This window comes from Pseudomonas sp. GW823-FHT03E05, assembly GCF_058796855.1.
The window spans coordinates 81,257-98,955 of sequence record NZ_JBXAJB010000001.1 but is presented as its reverse complement, the minus strand read 5'-3'; the positions used below and the strand labels follow the sequence as shown (position 1 = coordinate 98,955).

Genomic DNA, 17,699 nt, shown 5'->3' with positions numbered 1-17,699 from the left:
GCAGCCCCAGGTGTCTCTATACTCGGCGGCTGATTCAAGAGTGAGCCCGGTATGACCGCCATCCATATCAAGTTTCCCGCCCTGACCCTCAAGGCCGGCCCCCGCGCCCTGGCCCGCATCCGCCAGCAAGGCCTGCACCCCCGTGAAGTCGGCACCTTGCCCGGCGCCGCCGGCGGCCCCAAGGCCCTGGGCATCCAGGGCCTGGACCTGGCGCTGTTCGGTGAATGGCTGCCATCGGCGCCCCGGGAACGCTCGCTGATCGGCGCCTCGGTGGGTTCCTGGCGCTTCGCCAGCGCCTGCCTGCCGGACGCCGCCGAAGGCATCCGCCGCCTCGGCCAGTTGTACAACGCCCAGAGCTTTGCCAAGGGCGTGACCATGGCGCAGATCAGCCAGAGCTCCCGGCGCATGCTCGAGGACCTGCTGGAGGGCCGCGACGCTTCGATCCTCGACAACCCTCACTACCGGCTGAACATCATGGTGGTCAAAAGCCACGGCCTGCTCGCCGACGACCATCGCGGGCGCCTCGGCCTGGGGCTGTCCTCGGTGATCGCCGACAATCTGCGGGGCCGCGCGCGCCTGGCCCGGCACTTCGAGCGCCTGGTGCTGCACGACCCGCGCCTGGCCCCGCCCTTGCACGCCCTGGAAGACTTCCCCTCGCGCTTTGTGCCCCTGGACCGCGGCAACCTGCGCCAGGCGCTGCTGGCCTCGGGCTCGATCCCCATGGTCATGCAGGGCGTGCGCGATCTGCCCGGCGCCGGGGCCGGCACCTTCCGCGACGGCGGCCTGCTGGACTACCACCTGGACCTGCCCTACAGCGGCAGCGACATCGTGCTCTACCCGCACTTCACCGACCGGGTGATCCCCGGCTGGTTCGACAAGACCCTGCCCTGGCGCCGGGCCAGCCCGGAGCGCCTGCGGGACGTCTTGCTGCTGGCGCCGTCGAAGGAATACCTGGCGCGCCTGCCCTACGGCAAGCTGCCGGACCGCAACGACTTCAAGCGCTTCATGGGCGACGACGCCGGCCGGCAAAAATACTGGCGCAGCGCCATGGACGAAAGCCGGCGCCTGGGGGACGAGTTCCTCGAACTGGCGGCGCAGAATCGCCTGGGCGAACGCCTGCAAAGCCTGTGAGGGTGCCCCAGGCCGCGCACTGACCCTTTAGTCAGGGTTTTTCCGCAAGCGCCGGGGCAAGCTGATAAACTCGCCGCCTGCCTCAACTCGCCCCCGGGCGATAGCCATCTGACAGAGCTGACCGACACTGTGGAAATCTTCAAAGAATTTACCTTCGAATCCGCCCACCGCCTGCCTTTCGTGCCCGAGGGCCACAAGTGCGGCCGCCTCCATGGCCACTCGTTCAAGGTGGCGATCCACCTCAGTGGCGAGGTCGACGCACACACCGGCTGGATCCGCGACTTCTCGGAAATCAAGGCGATCTTCAAGCCGCTGTACGAGCGCCTGGACCACAACTACCTGAACGACATTCCCGGCCTGGAAAACCCCACCAGCGAAGTCCTGGCCAAATGGATCTGGAATGAGCTCAAGCCCCTGCTGCCGGAGCTGAGTGCGATCCGCATCCACGAAACCTGCACCAGCGGCTGCATCTACCGCGGCGAATAAGCCCGCCGAAGAAACCACCCCACGGGGTGGTTTTTTTATGCCTATGATTGCCCCACCCCGCCGTTACCCGAGCACTCGCGCCCATGCCGCCGACCATTCGCCCCGCTGCCCTGCCCGACCTCGCCGCCATCGAAGGCATCGCCAAGCGCGCCTATGCGCCCTATATCGCGCGGATCGGCCGGGAACCGGCGCCCATGCTCGAAGACTATTCGTGCCTGGTGCTGGCCCGGCAGGTCTGGGTCCTGGAGGAGCAGCAGGCAATCGCCGGTTTCGTTGTCCTGCTGGACGCCCATCAAGCCCTGCTGCTGGACAACCTGGCGGTCCACCCCGAGGCCCAGGGCCGGGGCCATGGCCGGCAACTGCTGGCCTTTGCCGAACAACAGGCCGTGGCCGCCGGTCACCGTTGCGTGCGCCTGTACACCAACGCAGCCATGAGCGAGAACATCGCCCTGTACAGCCGCCACGGCTACGTGGAAACCCACCGCGCCGTGGAGCACGGCCTGCACCGGGTGTACATGAGCAAGCCACTGGACTGAACCCAGGAGCCCTCTCCATGCCTCCACGTATCTACCTCGCCGGCTTCGACGTGTTTCGCGCCGACGCCCCGGCCCATGGCGAATACCTCAAGCAACTGTGCAGCGCCCAGGGCCTGCACGGCCTGTTTCCCCTGGATAACCAGGCGCCACCTCGCCTCACGCCAGAAGCCACCGCGCAGTGGATCTACCGGCAGAACCTGCTGATGATCCGCGGCTGCGATGCATTGCTGGCCAACCTGAATGACTTTCGCGGCCTCGAGCCGGATTCCGGCACCGCCTTCGAAGTGGGCGCGGCGGTTGCCCTGGGCAAACCGGTGTGGGCCTACTTCGAAGGCCCCGCCACCCTGCGCCGGCAGGTGCCCCACGATCACGCCGGGCGCGACGCCCAGGGCTTTGCGGTGGAGGACTTCAACCTGCCGCGCAACCTGATGCTGGCCTGCAGCTGGAGCGGCCGCAGCAGCAGCGTGGAAGCCGCCATCTTCGACCTCGGGTGCTGGCTGAGCGCTTCCCCTCCATCGGGCTGAGATAGCCGGCAACGTCACTTTCTGCCGAAAACGACCACCCCGGACAAAAGCCTTGTCTTGTCGCGAAAGCCGATGTTATGTTTCTAACACGAGATACAAAAATGAAACACAAATAACATTTCCAGCGAACGCCCGGCGAGATGGTCATGGACAAGAACAGTTTCCAAGTCACCCTGGAACAGCAGTTTGCAAGCCTGACCCCCACCGGCAAGCGCATCGCCACCTACCTGCTGGCCAACCTCCAGCAGTTGCCCTTCGAGACCGCCGACAGCATCGCCCAGCAAGCCGGCACCACGGGGATTTCCGTGGGGCGCTTCCTGCGCTCGCTGGGCTATCGCAACCTGGATGACGTCAAGCAAGGCCTGCGCGGCGATGCCCCGGCCTCCTGGCTGATCACCGATCGGCTCGGCGCCTTTCGCAGCGAAGCCCATCAGGACGATGCCCTGGAGCGCTCGATGCATCGCGAGATCGAGGCCATCCAGCATGTCTATGGCCTGGCCCGCAGCCAGCCCTTCGCCGCCATCGTGCAACAGATCGTCGAGGCCGATGCGGTGTTCATCATCGGCATCCAGTCGACCCGGGGCATCCTCAACGCCTTTCACAGCCACCTGGAATACATCCGGCCCAAGGTCTACTACGTGGACGGGCTTTCAGGCATCTACGCCGAAACCCTGAACTCCGGCTTTGCCAAGCCCTACGCGATCATCTCCGACTTTCGCGCCTACTCCAGCATCACCCAGACCTTCTGCGAAGTGGCCAATGCCAACGCCCTGCCCCTGGCCCTGGTCACCGACCTGCAGTGCCCCTGGGCCCGGGACTACCCGCTGGACCTGCTGCAACTGAAAACCGATGTCGGCCAGTTCTGGGATTCCCTCGCGCCCCTGACCTGCCTGTTCAACCTGATGGTGTCCGCCGTGGCCGAGGGCTATGGCGAGCGCCTGGACCAGCGCCTGGCCAAGAACCGACAGTTGCAGGAAGCCTTCGGCCAGTTCGAGTCCTGACCTTCAAGCGTTAACCCAGATGGAGTGAGTGAGTGAACAACAGCCCCCTTGTCGAAATCGACGCCCAGCGCCATCAGCTTCAGATCGACCTGATCTACGCCAGCGCCGACAACCTGGCCGGCCAGGTGATCTATCGCAACGCCCGCTGCCTGCTGCACAAGGACGCCGCCGCCTGCCTGTACAAGGCCAGCCAGCTGGCGCGCATGGCCGGCCTGGGCCTGCGCATCTACGACGCCTACCGCCCGGCCTACGCCCAGCACCTGCTGTGGCAGGCCCTGCCCAACCCGGACTACGTGCGCGACCCGCGCCTGGGCTCGCACCACACCCGGGGTGTGGCCGTGGACCTGACCCTGGTGGATGAAACCGGCGAGCCGCTGGACATGGGCACCGCCTTCGACGCCATGGAGCCCAAGTCGCACCAGTTCTACAGCGACCTGCCGCCCCAGGTGCAGCGCAACCGCCTGATGCTGCTGGGGATCATGCTCAGCGCCGGCTTCGAGGCGATCCCCACCGAGTGGTGGCACTACGAGCTGCCCAACGCCGAGGACTTTCCCCTGATCCAGGAGCACGACCAGCCCTTCGAACACTGATTTCCCGCTCCCCACCGGCCACAACAACAGGCAGCTAACTGCCCCAAGCCGGTCCTACTGCAACACTGCTTCAGCAACAACTGCCCGGTTATAGCTTTTATAAAAAACCTGACGAACTTCCCAACATCGAATGATCAAGGAAACCGGCATGACCCCTAACCGCAATCACCCTGATGTGCGTCTGTCCACCCGTGTCGCCCTGTCCCTGCTGTGCGCCGCCCTGAGCCTGGGCGCGTGGCAGGCAGCCAGCGCCGCCGCGCCCAAGGACACCCTGATGATCGGCAAGGCCGCCGACCCGCAGACCCTCGACCCCGCCGTGACCATCGACAACAACGACTGGGCCGTGACCTACCCGGCCTACCAGAAGCTGGTGACCTACAAGGTCGAGAACGGCAAGGGCAGCACCGAAGTCCAGGGCGACCTGGCCGAGAGCTGGAGCACCTCCGCCGACAACCTGACCTGGGATTTCAAGCTCAAGCCGGGCAACAAGTTCGACGACGGCAAGCCGGTGGACGCCGCCGCGGTGAAGTTCTCCTTCGACCGCCTGATGCAGCTCAAGCAAGGCCCGTCCGGCGCCTTCCCGGATGACATGAGCGTGGCCGTGGTCGACCCGCTGACCGTGCGCTTCACCCTGAAGAAACCCTACGCGCCCTTCCTCTACACCCTGGCCCACAACGGCGGCGGCATCATCAACCCGGACGTGGCCAACAAGGGCGAGGACGTCAACGCCTACCTCTCGACCCACACCGCCGGCTCCGGGGCCTTCCGCCTGAGCAACTGGCAGAAGGGCCAGGCGCTGACGCTGGAACCCAACAGCTATTACGCCGGCCCCAAGCCGAGCCTGAACAAGGTGGTGATCAAGATCATCAGCGAGGCCTCGGTGCGCCGCCTGCAACTGGAACGCGGCGACCTGGACATCATCGAGGACATGCCCGAAGACCAGCTCGGCACCCTGGCCGGCAAGCCAGGCATCGTGATCCAGACCTTCCCCTCGCTGCGGGTCAACTACCTGTACCTGAACAACAAGCGTGCGCCCCTGGACAACGTCGAAGCGCGCCAGGCACTGGTCCAGGCCATCGACTACAAGGGCATCGTCGACGGCATCCTCAAGGGCCAGGCCAAGCTGATGAACGGGCCGATCCCCGACGGCATGTGGGCCCACGACCCGAGCCTGCCGCTGATGCAGCAGAACCTCGACGGCGCCAAGGCCAGCCTGGCCAAGGTCCCGCAGAAAATCAGCAACCTGACCTACCTCTACTCGGACAAGGACGCCAACTGGGAGTCCATCGGCCTGACACTGCAAGCGGGCCTGGCGCCCCTGGGCATCAACCTGAAGATGGAGAAGCTGGCCAACGCCACCATGCGTGAACGGGTGGGCAAGGGCGACTACGACGTGGCCATCGGCTCCTGGAGCCCGGACTTCGCCGACCCCTACATGTTCATGAACTTCTGGTTCGACTCCAGCCTGCAGGGCTTGCCGGGCAACCGCTCGTTCTACAGCAACCCCGAGGTGGACAGCCTGATCCGCGATGCCGCGGCCACCAACGACACCGCCAAGCGCATCGAGCTGTACCAGAAGGCGCAGAAGATCGTCCTCAAGGACAACGTCTACGCCTACCTGTACCAGAAGAACTACAGCCTGCCGATGCGCGATTCGGTGAAGGGCTACGTGTTCCACCCGATGCTGGAACAGGTGTTCAACATCGCCGAAATCAGCAAGTAGGACCGGCCCTGCGTTCCCCGTCGCCGGCCCCTGAAACGGGGTGGCGCCGGGTTGCCGTGTCCCCGGCGAGGGGCCGTCGTGCCCCCTGCCGTTCGTCAAGCGTTAACGAGGTTGCCTCATGGCCTTCCTGAATATGTTGCGCAAACGCCTGCTCGGCCTGTTGCTGGTCGTGGTCGGGGTTTCGCTGATTACCTTCACCATCTCGCACCTGATTCCCGGTGACCCGGCGCGGCTGATCGCCGGCGACCGGGCCAGCGATGCCATCGTGCAGAACATCCGCCACCAGCTGGGCCTGGACCTGCCGCTGTACCAGCAGTACGGGCGCTACATGCTCGACCTGCTGCACGGCGACCTGGGCACCTCGATCCGCACCAGCCGCCCGGTGCTGGAGGACCTGCAGAGCTTCTTCCCGGCAACCCTGGAGCTGGCCCTGGCCGCCCTGCTGCTGTCGGTGCTGGTGGGGGTGCCGCTGGGGGTACTGTCGGCGGTCTATCACAACCGCTTCATCGACCAGATCGCCCGCACCCTGGCGGTCACCGGCATTTCCACCCCGGCGTTCTGGCTGGGGCTGGGGCTGATCGTGCTGTTCTACGGCCACCTCGGCTGGCTGCCCGGCAGCGGGCGCCTGGACGAAGGCCTGGAGCCGCCGCCCACGGTCAGCGGCTTCTACCTGATCGACTCGCTGCTGGCCGGGGACATCCCGCTGTTCCTCAATGCCCTGCAGCACCTGATCCTGCCGGCGGTGACCCTGGGCTTCGTCAACCTCGGGGTGGTGGCGCGGCAGATCCGCTCGGCCATGCTCGACCAACTGGGCGAAGACTACATCCGCACCGCCCGGGCCTACGGCCTGTCGCGCTGGGCGGTGATCCTGCGCCACGCCCTGCCCAACGCCCTGATCCCCTCGGTGACGGTGCTCGGCCTGACCCTGGGCGATTTGCTGTACGGCGCGGTACTGACCGAGACGGTATTCGCCTGGCCGGGCATGGGCGCCTACGTGGTGAAGTCGATCCAGGCCCTGGATTTCCCGGCGGTGATGGGCTTCGCGATCCTGGTGTCGTTCATTTATGTGCTGCTGAACATGGCGATCGACCTGCTGTACCGGGTGATCGATCCGCGCATTGGCGAGGTAAGTTGAGATGTCCGCTCCCTTGAACATTCCCCTGCCACAACCCACCGCGCAGGCCAGCGGCTGGCGCACCCGCCTGGCCTACCTGGGCTACCGCGTGCGGCAAAGCCCGCTGACCATCGCCGGGCTGTGCATGACCCTGCTGGTGCTGCTGTGCATGGCCTTCGCCCCCTGGCTGTCGAGCCATGATCCCAATGCCCTGAACCTGGCCCAACGCCTGGCCGCTCCCAGCGCCGCCCATTGGTTCGGCACCGACGAAGTGGGCCGCGACCTGTTCAGCCGGGTGCTCCACGGCAGCCGCCAGTCGGTGGGCGTGGGCCTGTTCGTGGCCTTCGCCTCGTGCCTGGCCGGGGGCCTGTTGGGCTGCCTGTCGGGGATCATCGGCGGGCGCTTCGACAGCCTGATCATGCGCCTGATGGACATCATGCTCTCGGTGCCATCGCTGGTGCTGATCATGGCCCTGGCCGCCGCCCTGGGCCCGAGCCTGTTCAACGCCATGCTGGCGATCACCCTGGTGCGCATTCCGTTCTATGTGCGCCTGGCCCGGGGCCAGGCCCTGAGCATCCGCCAGATGGGCTACGTCAAGGCGGCCCAGACCTACGGCGCCGGGCGCTGGCACATCGTCAGCTGGCACGTGGGGCGCAACGCCATGCCGCCGTTGCTGGTGCAACTGAGCCTGGACATCGGCAGCGCCATCCTCATGGCCTCGGCCCTGGGCTTCATTGGCCTGGGTGCGCAGCAGCCCACCGCCGAATGGGGGGCGATGGTGGCCACCGGGCGCAACTTCATCCTCGACAACTGGTGGTACTCGACCTTTCCCGGGCTGGCGATCCTGTTCACCGCCACCGGGTTCAACCTGCTGGGTGACGGCATCCGTGACCTGCTCGATCCACGACAACAGGGGAAATGACCATGAGCTCATCCGCCGTTCTCAACATCGACAACCTGAGCCTGGAATTCCCCGCCTACCGCAGCAATGTGCAGGCCCTCAACGGCGTCTCGCTGCACGTCAACCCGGGGGAAATCGTCGGCGTGGTCGGCGAATCCGGCTCGGGCAAGTCGGTGACCGCCATGCTCAGCCTGCGGCTGCTGCCCGAGCGCAGCTACCGCATCACCTCCGGCAGCCTCAGCCTGCTGGGCCGCGACATGCTCGCCACCCCGGAAAAACAGCTGCTGCAGATCCGCGGCCGCGATGCGGCGATGATCTTCCAGGAGCCGATGACCGCCCTCAACCCGACCCGGCGCATCGGCCGGCAGATGCTCGACGTGATCATCCATCACCAGCGCCTGAGCCAGGAACAGGCCCGGGCCAAGGCCATCGACCTGCTGCGCGACATGCACATCGCCGACCCCGAGCAGGTGCTGCAGGCCTACCCCTTCGAGCTGTCCGGTGGCATGCGCCAGCGGGTGATGATAGCCCTGGCGTTTTCCTGCGACCCGCAGTTGCTGATCGCCGATGAACCCACCACCGCCCTGGACGTGACCGTGCAGCGCCAGGTGCTGCTGTTGCTGCGCGAGAAAGCCCGGCAACGGGGCACCGCGATCCTGCTGATCACCCACGACATGGCGGTGGTCTCGCAGTTCTGCGACCGGGTCTATGTGATGTACACCGGCGCCGTGGTGGAGCAAGGCAGTACTGCCCAGGTCATGCTCGACCCGCAACACCCCTACACCCGCGGCCTGCTCAGCGGCCTGCCGGAGCAAGTGCGCCCCGGCGAGCCGCTGCTGACCATTCCCGGGCAGGTGCCCAACCTTGCTCACCTGCCCGGCGGCTGCACCTTCCGCGAGCGCTGCAGCCAGGCCATGGCGGTGTGTGCCCAACGGCCGCCGCTGCATTCGATCAACGCCAGCCAGCAGCACAAGAGCGCCTGCTGGCTGGCTGCCCCGGAGTCCGCCCAATGAATGCTTCGCAACCCCGGGCCGGCAGCGAGCCGCTGCTGCGCCTCAACGATGTACAGGTGCGCTTTCCCCTGAGCAACGACTGGCTGGGCCGGCCGCGGGCCTTCGCCCATGCCTTGAACGGCATCGACCTGGAACTGCGCCCCGGGGAAACCCTGGGCATCGTCGGCGAATCCGGCTGCGGCAAGAGCACCCTGGCGCAACTGCTCATGGGCCTGGTCAAGCCCAGCAGCGGCGACCTGCGCTGGGCCTACGCCAGCGACCGCGAGCGCCACAGCCACGTGCAGATCGTGTTCCAGGACCCGCAATCGTCCCTCGACCCGCGCCTGCCGATCTGGAAGATCATCACCGAGCCGCTGTTCGCCCTGGGCAACACCCCGGTGGCACAGATGCGTGAGATCGCCGCCAAGGTGGCGCAGCAGGTAGGCATCCGCGGCGAATACCTGGAGCGCTACCCGCACCAGTTCTCCGGCGGCCAACGCCAGCGCATCGCCATTGCCCGGGCCCTGGCGTCGAACCCGGACATCATCGTCCTCGACGAGCCGACCTCGGCCCTGGACATCTCGGTGCAGGCGCAGATCCTCAACCTGCTGGCGGACCTGCAACGCAGCCGCGGCCTGACCTTCGTGCTGATCTCCCACAACGTCTCGGTGGTCCGGCACATGGCCGACCGGGTGGCAGTGATGTACCTGGGGCAGATCGTCGAGCTGGGCAGCGCCGAACAGGTGCTGGAGCGCCCGCGCCACCCTTACACCCAATTACTGCTGGATGCGGTGCCGCGCCTGGGCGCGCCGCTGGCGGACAGCCAGCTCTCGGCGCCCACCGAACTGCCGGGCAACCGCAAGCTGCCCGCCGGCTGTTTCTTCTTCGACCGCTGCAGCCGCCGCGGCCCGGGCTGCGAGCTGCCGCAACAGCTGCTGGGCGATGCGACGCAGCAAGTGCGTTGCCATCGGCAACAGCTCACCGGGTGATCCCACCGCGCCACGCCGCCGACCACGGCGTGGTGCTTGCTCCCGGCGCGCCAAGGGCTTAAAACAAGCGCCTTCTCTCTGACGTTGCAGGAACCTCTTTCATGGAAAGCAGCTGGCTGACCCACGCCAAACGCCTGCAAGCCATCGCCTCCACCGGCCTGCATTTTTGCCGCGACGTGCATGATCGCGAGCGCTACCAGGAAGTCGCCGAGATCGCCCACGACATGCTCGCGCAGCTGGGCAACGTGCCCCTGGAGCGCATCAACGAACTGGTCTCGGACTTCGCCCAGCGCTACTCGACGCCGATGGTGGAAGTGCGCGGCGCGCTGATCGAGGACGGCAAGATCCTCCTGGTGCGCGAGCAGCACGACGGCCTCTGGGCCTTGCCCGGGGGCTACGCCGATGTGGGCCTGTCGGCGGCGCAGAACATCATCAAGGAAATCCGCGAAGAAGCCGGGCTGCAGGTTTCGGTGCGCCAGCTGTACGGCCTGCGGCACAAGGCCAAGGGGCCCTACAAGCCCGATCACCGGGACTTCTACAAGCTCTACTTCCTCTGCGAACGGCAAGACGCCGAGGCCCCGATGGCCGGCAGCGAAACCAGCGACGCGGCGTTCTTCGCCCCGGACCAGTTGCCGCCGCTGTCCCAGGGACGCACCGTGGAACGGGATATCCAGGAGGCCTTTGACTTCCACGAAGGCCGGCGCAGCGTGGCCCTCTTCGACTGAGCGTGACGGCGCCGATGTAAAGCACCCTTGACATTAAAAAGCGCCCCACCTAATGTAAAGGACACTTTACTAAAAGGAGATCGCCCATGGGCACCAAACGCTATTTCAGGGAATTCGGCCTGGCCTTGCTGGCCTACATCGCTTGCGTGCTGCTGAGCAGCCACTGGCTGGCGGACATGAACCCGGGCCCGGGCAAGATCGCCCTGGCCCTGGTGCCGGTGATCCCCATGGTAGCCATGGCCCTGGCGGTGGTGCGCCAGTTGCGACGCATGGACGAACTGGCCCGGCGCATCCAGCTCGAAGCCCTGGGCCTGTCCTTTGTCTGCACCGCGCTGATCACCTTCAGCTACGGCTTCCTGGAAACCGCCGGCCTGCCCCGGCTCTCGATGTTCTACGTATGGCCCGTGATGGGCCTGGTCTGGGCCCTGGCCACGGTGGCCGGCGTGCGGCGCTACCGATGAACAACCAACTGCGCGAACTGCGCACCCGGCAAGGCTGGTCCCAGGCCGAACTGGCCACCCGCCTCGAGGTGTCACGGCAGACGGTGAATGCCATCGAGACCGGGCGCTACGACCCCAGCCTGCCCCTGGCGTTCAAGATTGCCCGGGCCTTCGAGATGCCCATCGAAAGCATTTTCAGCCCCGACGAGGACTGAACCGCCGGTGAACCAATCTGGCCCAAGGGTGCACCGCTTTCGCCCCCGGGCCACAGGCAACCGGTGCAGGGGCACGGGCATCGGCTATAACTGCTGGGGCGCCCGGCCCTGCCGTCAAGGATTGGCACGGCGCCTGCAACAGCGTGGCATCACTGCGACCAGGGACAGGCCCATGACCCAGCACGAACCCGGCAACGACTACCCCTTGAGCGAAGTTCCGCAGCACGCCCGCAAGGGCCTGGCCTCCATGGCCATGGTGCTGCTGGGCTTCACCTTCTTCACTGCCACCATGTTCGCCGGCGGCAAGCTGGGGGTGGCCTTCGACTTCACCACCCTGCTGGTGGTGATCCTCGTCGGCAACCTGCTGCTGGGGATCTACGCCGCCAGCCTGGGCTACATCGCCTTCAAGAGCGGGCTGAACACGGTGCTGATGGGGCGCTTCTGCTTCGGCGAACGGGGCAGCAAGCTCAGCGACCTGATCCTGGGTTTCACCCAGATCGGCTGGTACGCCTGGGGCACCGCCACCGCCGCGGTGGTGCTGGGCAAGTATTTCCAGCTGGATCCGGGTGCGGTACTGGGGCTGATGCTGCTGTTCGGCATGGCCTTCTGCGCCACCGCCTACATCGGTTATCGCGGCCTGGAGATCCTGTCCTGGATCGCGGTGCCGGCCATGGGCCTGCTGTTGCTGCTGTCGATGTGGGTGGCCACCCGGCAGATCGGCGGCCTCGACGGTTTGCTGGGGGTCACGCCTAGCGCCAGCCTGGACCTCTCCAGCGCCATCACCCTGGTGTTCGGCACCTTCGTCAGCGGCGCCACCCAGGCCACCAACTGGACCCGATTTTCCCGCTCGGCGCGGGTGGCGGTGAGCGCCAGCCTGATCGGCTTCTTTATCGGCAACGGCCTGATGGTGCTGATCGGTGCCTACGGCGCCATCGTCTACCAGCAGCCGGACGTGGTCGAAGTGCTGCTGCTCCAGGGTTTTGCCATGGCGGCCATGGCCATGCTGCTGTTGAACATCTGGAGCACCCAGGACAACACCATCTACAACTTCGCCGTGGCCGGCTGCAACCTGTTGCGCACCGACCGGCGCAAGACCGTGACCCTGGTGGGCGCGCTGATCGGCACCCTGCTGGCGATGCTCGGCATGTACGACCTGCTGGTGCCCTACCTGATCCTGTTGGGCACGGTGATTCCGCCGATTGGCGGGGTGATCATGGCGGACTTCTTCTACCGCTGGCGCGGCCGCTACCCGCGCCTGGCCGACAGCCAGTTGCCGGCCTGGAACTGGCCGGGCCTGGCCGCCTATGGCCTGGGCACCCTGGCGGCCTTCTGCTCGCCCTGGGTCGCGCCGCTGGTAGGCATCGGCGTGGCCAGCCTGAGCTATGTCCTGCTCAGCGCCTGGCTCGGCGCCCGCACCAGCGCCACCCTCGACGCCCGGGCCTGAACCCGGGCCTTGCCCTCCCGGCGCGTTCCGGGTCTATCATGACCCGCCCCGAACCACCTGCCTGCTTCGACCGGTACCGGTTGAAGCACAGCCCAATGACCGAGGGACAAGGGCCGCCGCCCGGATCCCACGGCTGAACCGCTGATTGCCCGACCCGAGGAACCGCTCCGATGCTGATCACCAACGCCCGCCTGCGCCACCGTGAAGGCCTGCACCAACTGCACCTGGAAAACGGCCGCATCGCCCGCATCGTCCAGCAGGGCCCGGACGCCCCCACCGCCGCGCCGGCCTTCGGCCCCGAGCACCTGGATGCCGGCGGCAACCTGGTGGTGCCGCCCTTCGTCGAACCGCACATTCACCTGGACGCCACCCTCACCGCGGGCGAGCCGCGCTGGAACATGAGCGGCACCCTGTTCGAAGGCATCGAGTGCTGGGGCGAACGCAAGGCCACCATCACCGCCGAAGACACCCGCGCCCGCGCCCACAAGACCATCCGCGCCCTGGCCGCCCACGGCATCCAGCATGTACGCACCCATGTCGACGTCACCGACCCGGACCTCACCGCCCTCAAGGCCATGCTCGAAGTGCGCGAGCAAAGCGCGCACCTGATCGACCTGCAGATCGTCGCCTTCCCCCAGGAAGGCATCGAATCGTTCCGCAACGGCCGCGAGCTGATGGAAGAAGCCATCCGCCTGGGCGCCGATGTGGTGGGCGGTATTCCGCACTTCGAATACACCCGGGACCAGGGCGTGAGCTCGGTGAAGTTCCTCATGGACCTGGCCGAACGCAGCGGGTGCCTGGTGGACGTGCACTGCGACGAAACCGATGACCCGCATTCGCGCTTTCTTGAAGTGCTGGCCGAAGAAGCGCGCAGCCGGGGCATGGGCTCCCGGGTCACCGCCAGCCACACCACGGCCATGGGCTCCTACGACAACGCCTACTGCGCCAAGCTGTTCCGCCTGCTGGGGCATTCGGGCATCAGCTTCGTCTCCTGCCCCACCGAAAGCATCCACCTGCAGGGGCGCTTCGACAGCTTCCCGAAACGCCGCGGCGTGACCCGGGTCAATGAGCTGCTGGAGGCCGGGATGAACGTGTGCTTCGGCCAGGACTCGATTGTCGACCCCTGGTACCCCCTGGGTAACGGCAACATCCTGCGGGTACTGGAAGCCGGCCTGCACATCTGCCACATGCTCGGCTACCGCAACTTGCAGAACGCCCTGGACCTGGTCACCGACAACAGCGCCAAGGCCCTGGCCCTGGGCGAGCGCTACGGCATCGAAGAAGGTCGCCCGGCGAACCTGCTGATCCTGTCTGCCGACAGCGATTACGAAATGATCCGAAGCCAGGGCCTGGCGCTGTACTCCATCCGCCACGGCAAGGTGCTGATGCAACGGCAGATGGCCCAGGTGCAATGGCAAGACGCATGACCTGCAAAAAACCGTAGGCGCCAGCTTGCCGGCGAAGGCGCCCGTCAGATCGCTTTCGCCGGCAAGCCGGCTCCTGCAAGAAGCTACAAGCGCACGGCCTGACCAAACAGGCAGACCCGGCGCAGCTCGCCATCCTGTTCCTCCAGGCGCAACGGCGCGGTGCCGCCGGGCATCACCACCTGCACCTCGCCAGCCTTGACCCAGCCCACCCGCCACGCCGCGCTGGCCACGGCGCTGGCGCTGGTGCCCGAAGAGGCGGTCGGCCCTTCGCCGCGTTCGAACACCCGGGCGACGATGCGCTGCGCCGACTCGCGCATCGCCCATTGCAGGTTGACCCCTGCCGGGCACGGTTCGCCGCTGCCCAGGGGCAAGGCGAAAGCGGTGGCGGTCAGGCCCTCGGCCAGGGGCGCCTGGAGCATTTGCAGGTTGCTCGGCAGGGCCTCGCGATCGTCCACCAGGGTCACGCAGTGGGGGTTGCCGATGCGCACGAACTGGCTGTGCTCCCACAGCGGGTTCAGCGCTTGCAACGGTGCCACCCGGCTCAGCTCGCGACCGTTCAGGGTCACCGCCTCGACGCCAATGGCGGCCACCGCCTCGGGCCCGAAGGACGGCTGGCCGAGGTCCAGCCAGAACCCTGGCACCCCCGCCACCCGGGCCGGCTCCACCACGGTGGCCACCGGCGAGGTACCGGTGGGCTGGTCATGGTGCACCTGCAACAGGGTTGGCCCCTGCTCGGCCAGCAACCCCTGCTCGGCCAGGGCCTGGGCAAAGATGGTCAGGCCATTGCCACTGCGCTCGGCCAGGGTGCCGTCGGTGTTGACGATCAGCAGATCGAAGGGCGCCACGTCCTGGAACGGCCCCACCAGCAGACCGTCGCTACGGTGGGCCTTGGCCCCCGGCGGGCGGGTGCCCGGAGCCCAGTCACAGAGGGCGGCGATGGCCTGCTCGCTCCACAAGCGCCGGTCCCGCGCGGCCTGGGCGGCGCTGCCGGGCAAGGCGACCCCCAGGCTGCGCAACCGCGCGGGTGTCACCACCCCATAGATGTTGCCCCGTGCATCGTAGAACGCCGCCATCACACCGCCTCCTGGAAAACCGAGCCGCTGACATTACGGAGAAACCGGCGGCTCGACCAGAGGACAACACCGGCTCAGGCCGGCAAGACGACCTGTGCGCGGTACCCCAGCCGACGCCACCTGCCACAGAAGCCCCTGGGTTCGTGGCTTTCTCGGGCAAGCCCCGCAGGCCCCCTGAACCTCAGCCGGCCGTGGGCACTTCCAGGCCGACCTTGACCCGGTTCATCGCCACCAGGGTCTTGAAGCGCTTGACGTTGGGGTTGTCGAAGAACAGTTCGCGGGTCAGCTGGGTGTACTGGGCCATGTTGCGCACGCAGAAAATCAGCACGAAATCGCACTCGCCGGCCACGTAGTAGCACTGCTGGACCTGGGGGCAGGCCTGGAAGTTGCGCTTGAGGGCGTCGATCTGGTCGATGCGCTCACTCTCCACTTCCACCTCGACGATGATGCTCAGTTCGTGCCCCAGGGCATCCGGCGCGACGATGGCGCTGTAGCGCTCGATCACCCCCTCGTCGCAGAGGCGCTTGAGCCGCCGGTTGACCGCCGCGGTGGACAGGTTGACCCGCAGCCCCAGCTCGCTTTGCGCGGTGCTGGCGTCACGTTGCAGCTCGGCGAGCAGCTTCAGGTCGTAGGCGTCGAGGCTGGCATTCATGGGCAGGAAAACTCCGGGAAGGAACGGCACGCACTGCAACGTTTTTGTGTAAAGCCGCCGATTATGCGAAACAAACCGCCGGCCTGCGCAAATTTATTTCACCCGCAACCCTGTGCAGAAGCACTGCGCTGCGGATTTCTGCAACCTTCGAGGGCCAGATTTGTCACAATCCCCACCCGGCCGCCATCACGCCATGGGGGCATCAGGCGGCCGGCAGCGAGTTCGATCGCCAAGGATTTTTATGACTGCCAGCAACACCCACTTCCAGGCCACCCCCGGCCGCCTCGAACAGATGTCCACGCGCATCGCCTTTTTCATCGCCGGCTTCGGCATTGCCGCCTGGGCCCCGCTGGTGCCCTACGCCAAGGCCCGGGCCGGGCTCGACGAAGGCACCCTGGGCCTGTTGCTGCTGTGCCTGGGGGTGGGTTCGATCCTCGCGATGCCGATTGCCGGCGCCCTGGCCGGGCGCTTCGGCTGCCGCAAAGTGATGGCCGGCGGCACCCTGCTGATCTGCCTGGCCCTGCCCTTGCTGGCCACCCTGACCTCGATTCCGCTGCTGATGGCCGCGCTGTTCATATTCGGCGCCGGGCTGGGCGGCGTGGATTCCACGGTCAACCTGCAAGCGGTGATTGTCGAGCGGGCCAGCGGCAAGACCATGATGTCGGGCTTTCACGGGCTGTTCAGCCTGGGCGGGATCGTCGGCGCCGCGGGGGTCAGCGCCCTGCTCGGCCTGGGCTTGTCGCCACTGGGCGCGACCCTGGTGGTGATCGCCCTGATGCTGCTGGCGCTGCTCAAGGCCGCGCCGCACATGCTGCCCTATGGCAGCCAGAGCTCGGGCCCGGCCTTTGCCGTGCCCCATGGTGTGGTGCTGTTCATCGGCTGCCTGTGCTTCGTGGTGTTCCTCGCCGAAGGCGCGGTGCTGGACTGGAGCGCGGTCTTCCTCACCGCCGAGCGCGATCTGGATGCCGCCTACGCCGGCCTGGGCTACGCCGCCTTCGCCCTGACCATGACCCTGGGCCGCCTGACGGGCGATGCCATCGTCCATCGCCTGGGCGCGCGCCGGGTGATCATCATCGGCGGCACCACGGCCGCCGCTGGCCTGTTGCTGGCGACCCTGGCCCCGGCCTGGGAGGCGGCGCTGGTGGGTTATGCCCTGGTGGGCGCGGGTTGCTCGAACATAGTGCCGGTGCTCTACACCGCCGTGGGCAAGCAGAACGTCATGCCCGAAAGCATCGCCGTGCCGGCCATCACCACCCTGGGTTACGCCGGCATCCTGGCCGGGCCGGCGGTGATCGGCTTCATTGCCCATGGCAGCAGCCTGAGCGCGGCCTTCGGCCTGATCGCCGTCCTGCTGCTGGCGGTGGCCGCCAGCGGCAAGGTACTCAAGGTCTGAGCCACTTAAGCACAGCATTGCACCAGGGATTCGCCGCCGTCCCTGTAGGAGCTGGCTTGCCAGCGAAGGGGCCACCAATCAGGGCCCATCCTCCAGAACCTGCGCCGCTCGGGGGATTCGCCGGCAAGCCGGCTCCTACAGGCGCCGCCGTCCCTGTAGGAGCTGGCTTACCAGCGAAGGGGCCGCCAGCCATGGCCCATCCCCAGAACCTGCGTCGTCCTGGGAATTCGCCGGCAAGCCGGCTCCTACAGGCGCACCCTCCATGCAGGAGCTGGCTTGCCAGCGAAGGGGCCACCAATCAGGGCCCATCCTCCAGAACCTGCGCCGCTCGGGGGATTCGCCG

General features: G+C 66.8%; 19 protein-coding genes. 17 read left to right on the top strand and 2 right to left on the bottom strand.

Annotated features, from left to right (window positions below; translation table 11 throughout):
* The first annotated feature begins 51 nt into the window (after window positions 1-51).
* From AC1RCO_RS00370 to codA, 16 genes are all read left to right on the top strand, one after another.
* The gene (locus AC1RCO_RS00370) at window positions 52-1,131 is read left to right on the top strand and encodes a patatin-like phospholipase family protein (protein ID WP_370059394.1); all 1,080 of its coding nucleotides are present in this window, start codon (window positions 52-54) and stop codon (window positions 1,129-1,131) included.
* A 129-nt stretch (window positions 1,132-1,260) separates the two neighbouring features.
* Window positions 1,261-1,617: a 6-carboxytetrahydropterin synthase QueD gene (queD, locus tag AC1RCO_RS00365; RefSeq protein ID WP_011062303.1), complete on the top strand. Its 357-nt coding sequence runs from the start codon at window positions 1,261-1,263 to the stop codon at window positions 1,615-1,617.
* An 83-nt stretch (window positions 1,618-1,700) separates the two neighbouring features.
* Window positions 1,701-2,153, top strand: coding sequence for a GNAT family N-acetyltransferase (locus AC1RCO_RS00360; RefSeq protein WP_346625187.1), 453 nt, complete (start codon window positions 1,701-1,703; stop codon window positions 2,151-2,153).
* A 17-nt stretch (window positions 2,154-2,170) separates the two neighbouring features.
* Window positions 2,171-2,677 (top strand): nucleoside 2-deoxyribosyltransferase, encoded by a 507-nt coding sequence (locus AC1RCO_RS00355; protein ID WP_210671435.1) that lies wholly within the window; start codon window positions 2,171-2,173, stop codon window positions 2,675-2,677.
* 140 nt (window positions 2,678-2,817) lie between these two features.
* The gene (locus tag AC1RCO_RS00350) at window positions 2,818-3,678 is read left to right on the top strand and encodes a MurR/RpiR family transcriptional regulator (RefSeq protein ID WP_015636369.1); all 861 of its coding nucleotides are present in this window, start codon (window positions 2,818-2,820) and stop codon (window positions 3,676-3,678) included.
* 32 nt (window positions 3,679-3,710) lie between these two features.
* Entirely contained in the window at window positions 3,711-4,268 is a 558-nt protein-coding gene (gene ddpX, locus AC1RCO_RS00345) for a D-alanyl-D-alanine dipeptidase (protein WP_015636370.1), read from the top strand.
* A 148-nt stretch (window positions 4,269-4,416) separates the two neighbouring features.
* The gene (locus AC1RCO_RS00340) at window positions 4,417-5,991 is read left to right on the top strand and encodes an ABC transporter substrate-binding protein (protein ID WP_011062308.1); all 1,575 of its coding nucleotides are present in this window, start codon (window positions 4,417-4,419) and stop codon (window positions 5,989-5,991) included.
* Between the two features lie 118 nt (window positions 5,992-6,109).
* Complete coding sequence (locus tag AC1RCO_RS00335; protein WP_011062309.1) at window positions 6,110-7,126, top strand: ABC transporter permease; 1,017 nt, start codon at window positions 6,110-6,112, stop codon at window positions 7,124-7,126.
* 1 nt (window position 7,127) lies between these two features.
* On the top strand, window positions 7,128-8,027 hold the full coding sequence (gene ddpC, locus AC1RCO_RS00330; RefSeq protein ID WP_015636372.1) for a D,D-dipeptide ABC transporter permease: 900 nt from the start codon (window positions 7,128-7,130) through the stop codon (window positions 8,025-8,027).
* Entirely contained in the window at window positions 8,024-9,019 is a 996-nt protein-coding gene (locus AC1RCO_RS00325; protein ID WP_011062311.1) for an ABC transporter ATP-binding protein, read from the top strand. The genes ddpC and AC1RCO_RS00325 overlap by 4 nt, the downstream gene beginning before the upstream one ends.
* Entirely contained in the window at window positions 9,016-9,987 is a 972-nt protein-coding gene (locus AC1RCO_RS00320) for an oligopeptide/dipeptide ABC transporter ATP-binding protein (protein ID WP_011062312.1), read from the top strand. Before AC1RCO_RS00325 ends, AC1RCO_RS00320 begins: the two co-directional genes overlap by 4 nt.
* Window positions 9,988-10,088: 101 nt before the next feature.
* Window positions 10,089-10,712, top strand: coding sequence for an NUDIX hydrolase (locus AC1RCO_RS00315; protein WP_011062313.1), 624 nt, complete (start codon window positions 10,089-10,091; stop codon window positions 10,710-10,712).
* A gap of 86 nt (window positions 10,713-10,798) precedes the next feature.
* Window positions 10,799-11,173: a hypothetical protein gene (locus AC1RCO_RS00310; RefSeq protein ID WP_011062314.1), complete on the top strand. Its 375-nt coding sequence runs from the start codon at window positions 10,799-10,801 to the stop codon at window positions 11,171-11,173.
* Entirely contained in the window at window positions 11,170-11,367 is a 198-nt protein-coding gene (locus AC1RCO_RS00305; protein WP_011062315.1) for a helix-turn-helix transcriptional regulator, read from the top strand. The genes AC1RCO_RS00310 and AC1RCO_RS00305 overlap by 4 nt, the downstream gene beginning before the upstream one ends.
* A gap of 172 nt (window positions 11,368-11,539) precedes the next feature.
* Window positions 11,540-12,811, top strand: a complete 1,272-nt coding sequence (codB, locus tag AC1RCO_RS00300) for a cytosine permease (protein ID WP_011062316.1) — start codon at window positions 11,540-11,542, stop codon at window positions 12,809-12,811.
* A gap of 170 nt (window positions 12,812-12,981) precedes the next feature.
* Window positions 12,982-14,238 (top strand): cytosine deaminase, encoded by a 1,257-nt coding sequence (gene codA / locus AC1RCO_RS00295; protein WP_492617214.1) that lies wholly within the window; start codon window positions 12,982-12,984, stop codon window positions 14,236-14,238.
* 83 nt (window positions 14,239-14,321) lie between these two features.
* Here the strand turns inward: codA and AC1RCO_RS00290 are convergent, their stop codons facing one another.
* Both AC1RCO_RS00290 and AC1RCO_RS00285 read right to left on the bottom strand, forming a co-directional pair.
* Window positions 14,322-15,311: a diaminopimelate epimerase gene (locus tag AC1RCO_RS00290; protein WP_492617213.1), complete on the bottom strand. Its 990-nt coding sequence runs from the start codon at window positions 15,309-15,311 to the stop codon at window positions 14,322-14,324.
* A 181-nt stretch (window positions 15,312-15,492) separates the two neighbouring features.
* Window positions 15,493-15,963, bottom strand: a complete 471-nt coding sequence (locus AC1RCO_RS00285; protein WP_015636382.1) for an Lrp/AsnC family transcriptional regulator — start codon at window positions 15,961-15,963, stop codon at window positions 15,493-15,495.
* Window positions 15,964-16,204: 241 nt separating this feature from the next.
* On the opposite strand from AC1RCO_RS00285, the gene AC1RCO_RS00280 reads away from it, so the two are divergent.
* A complete protein-coding gene (locus tag AC1RCO_RS00280; protein WP_492617212.1) occupies window positions 16,205-17,356 on the top strand; it encodes an MFS transporter in 1,152 nt (383 codons plus the stop codon).
* Window positions 17,357-17,699 lie beyond the last annotated feature (343 nt).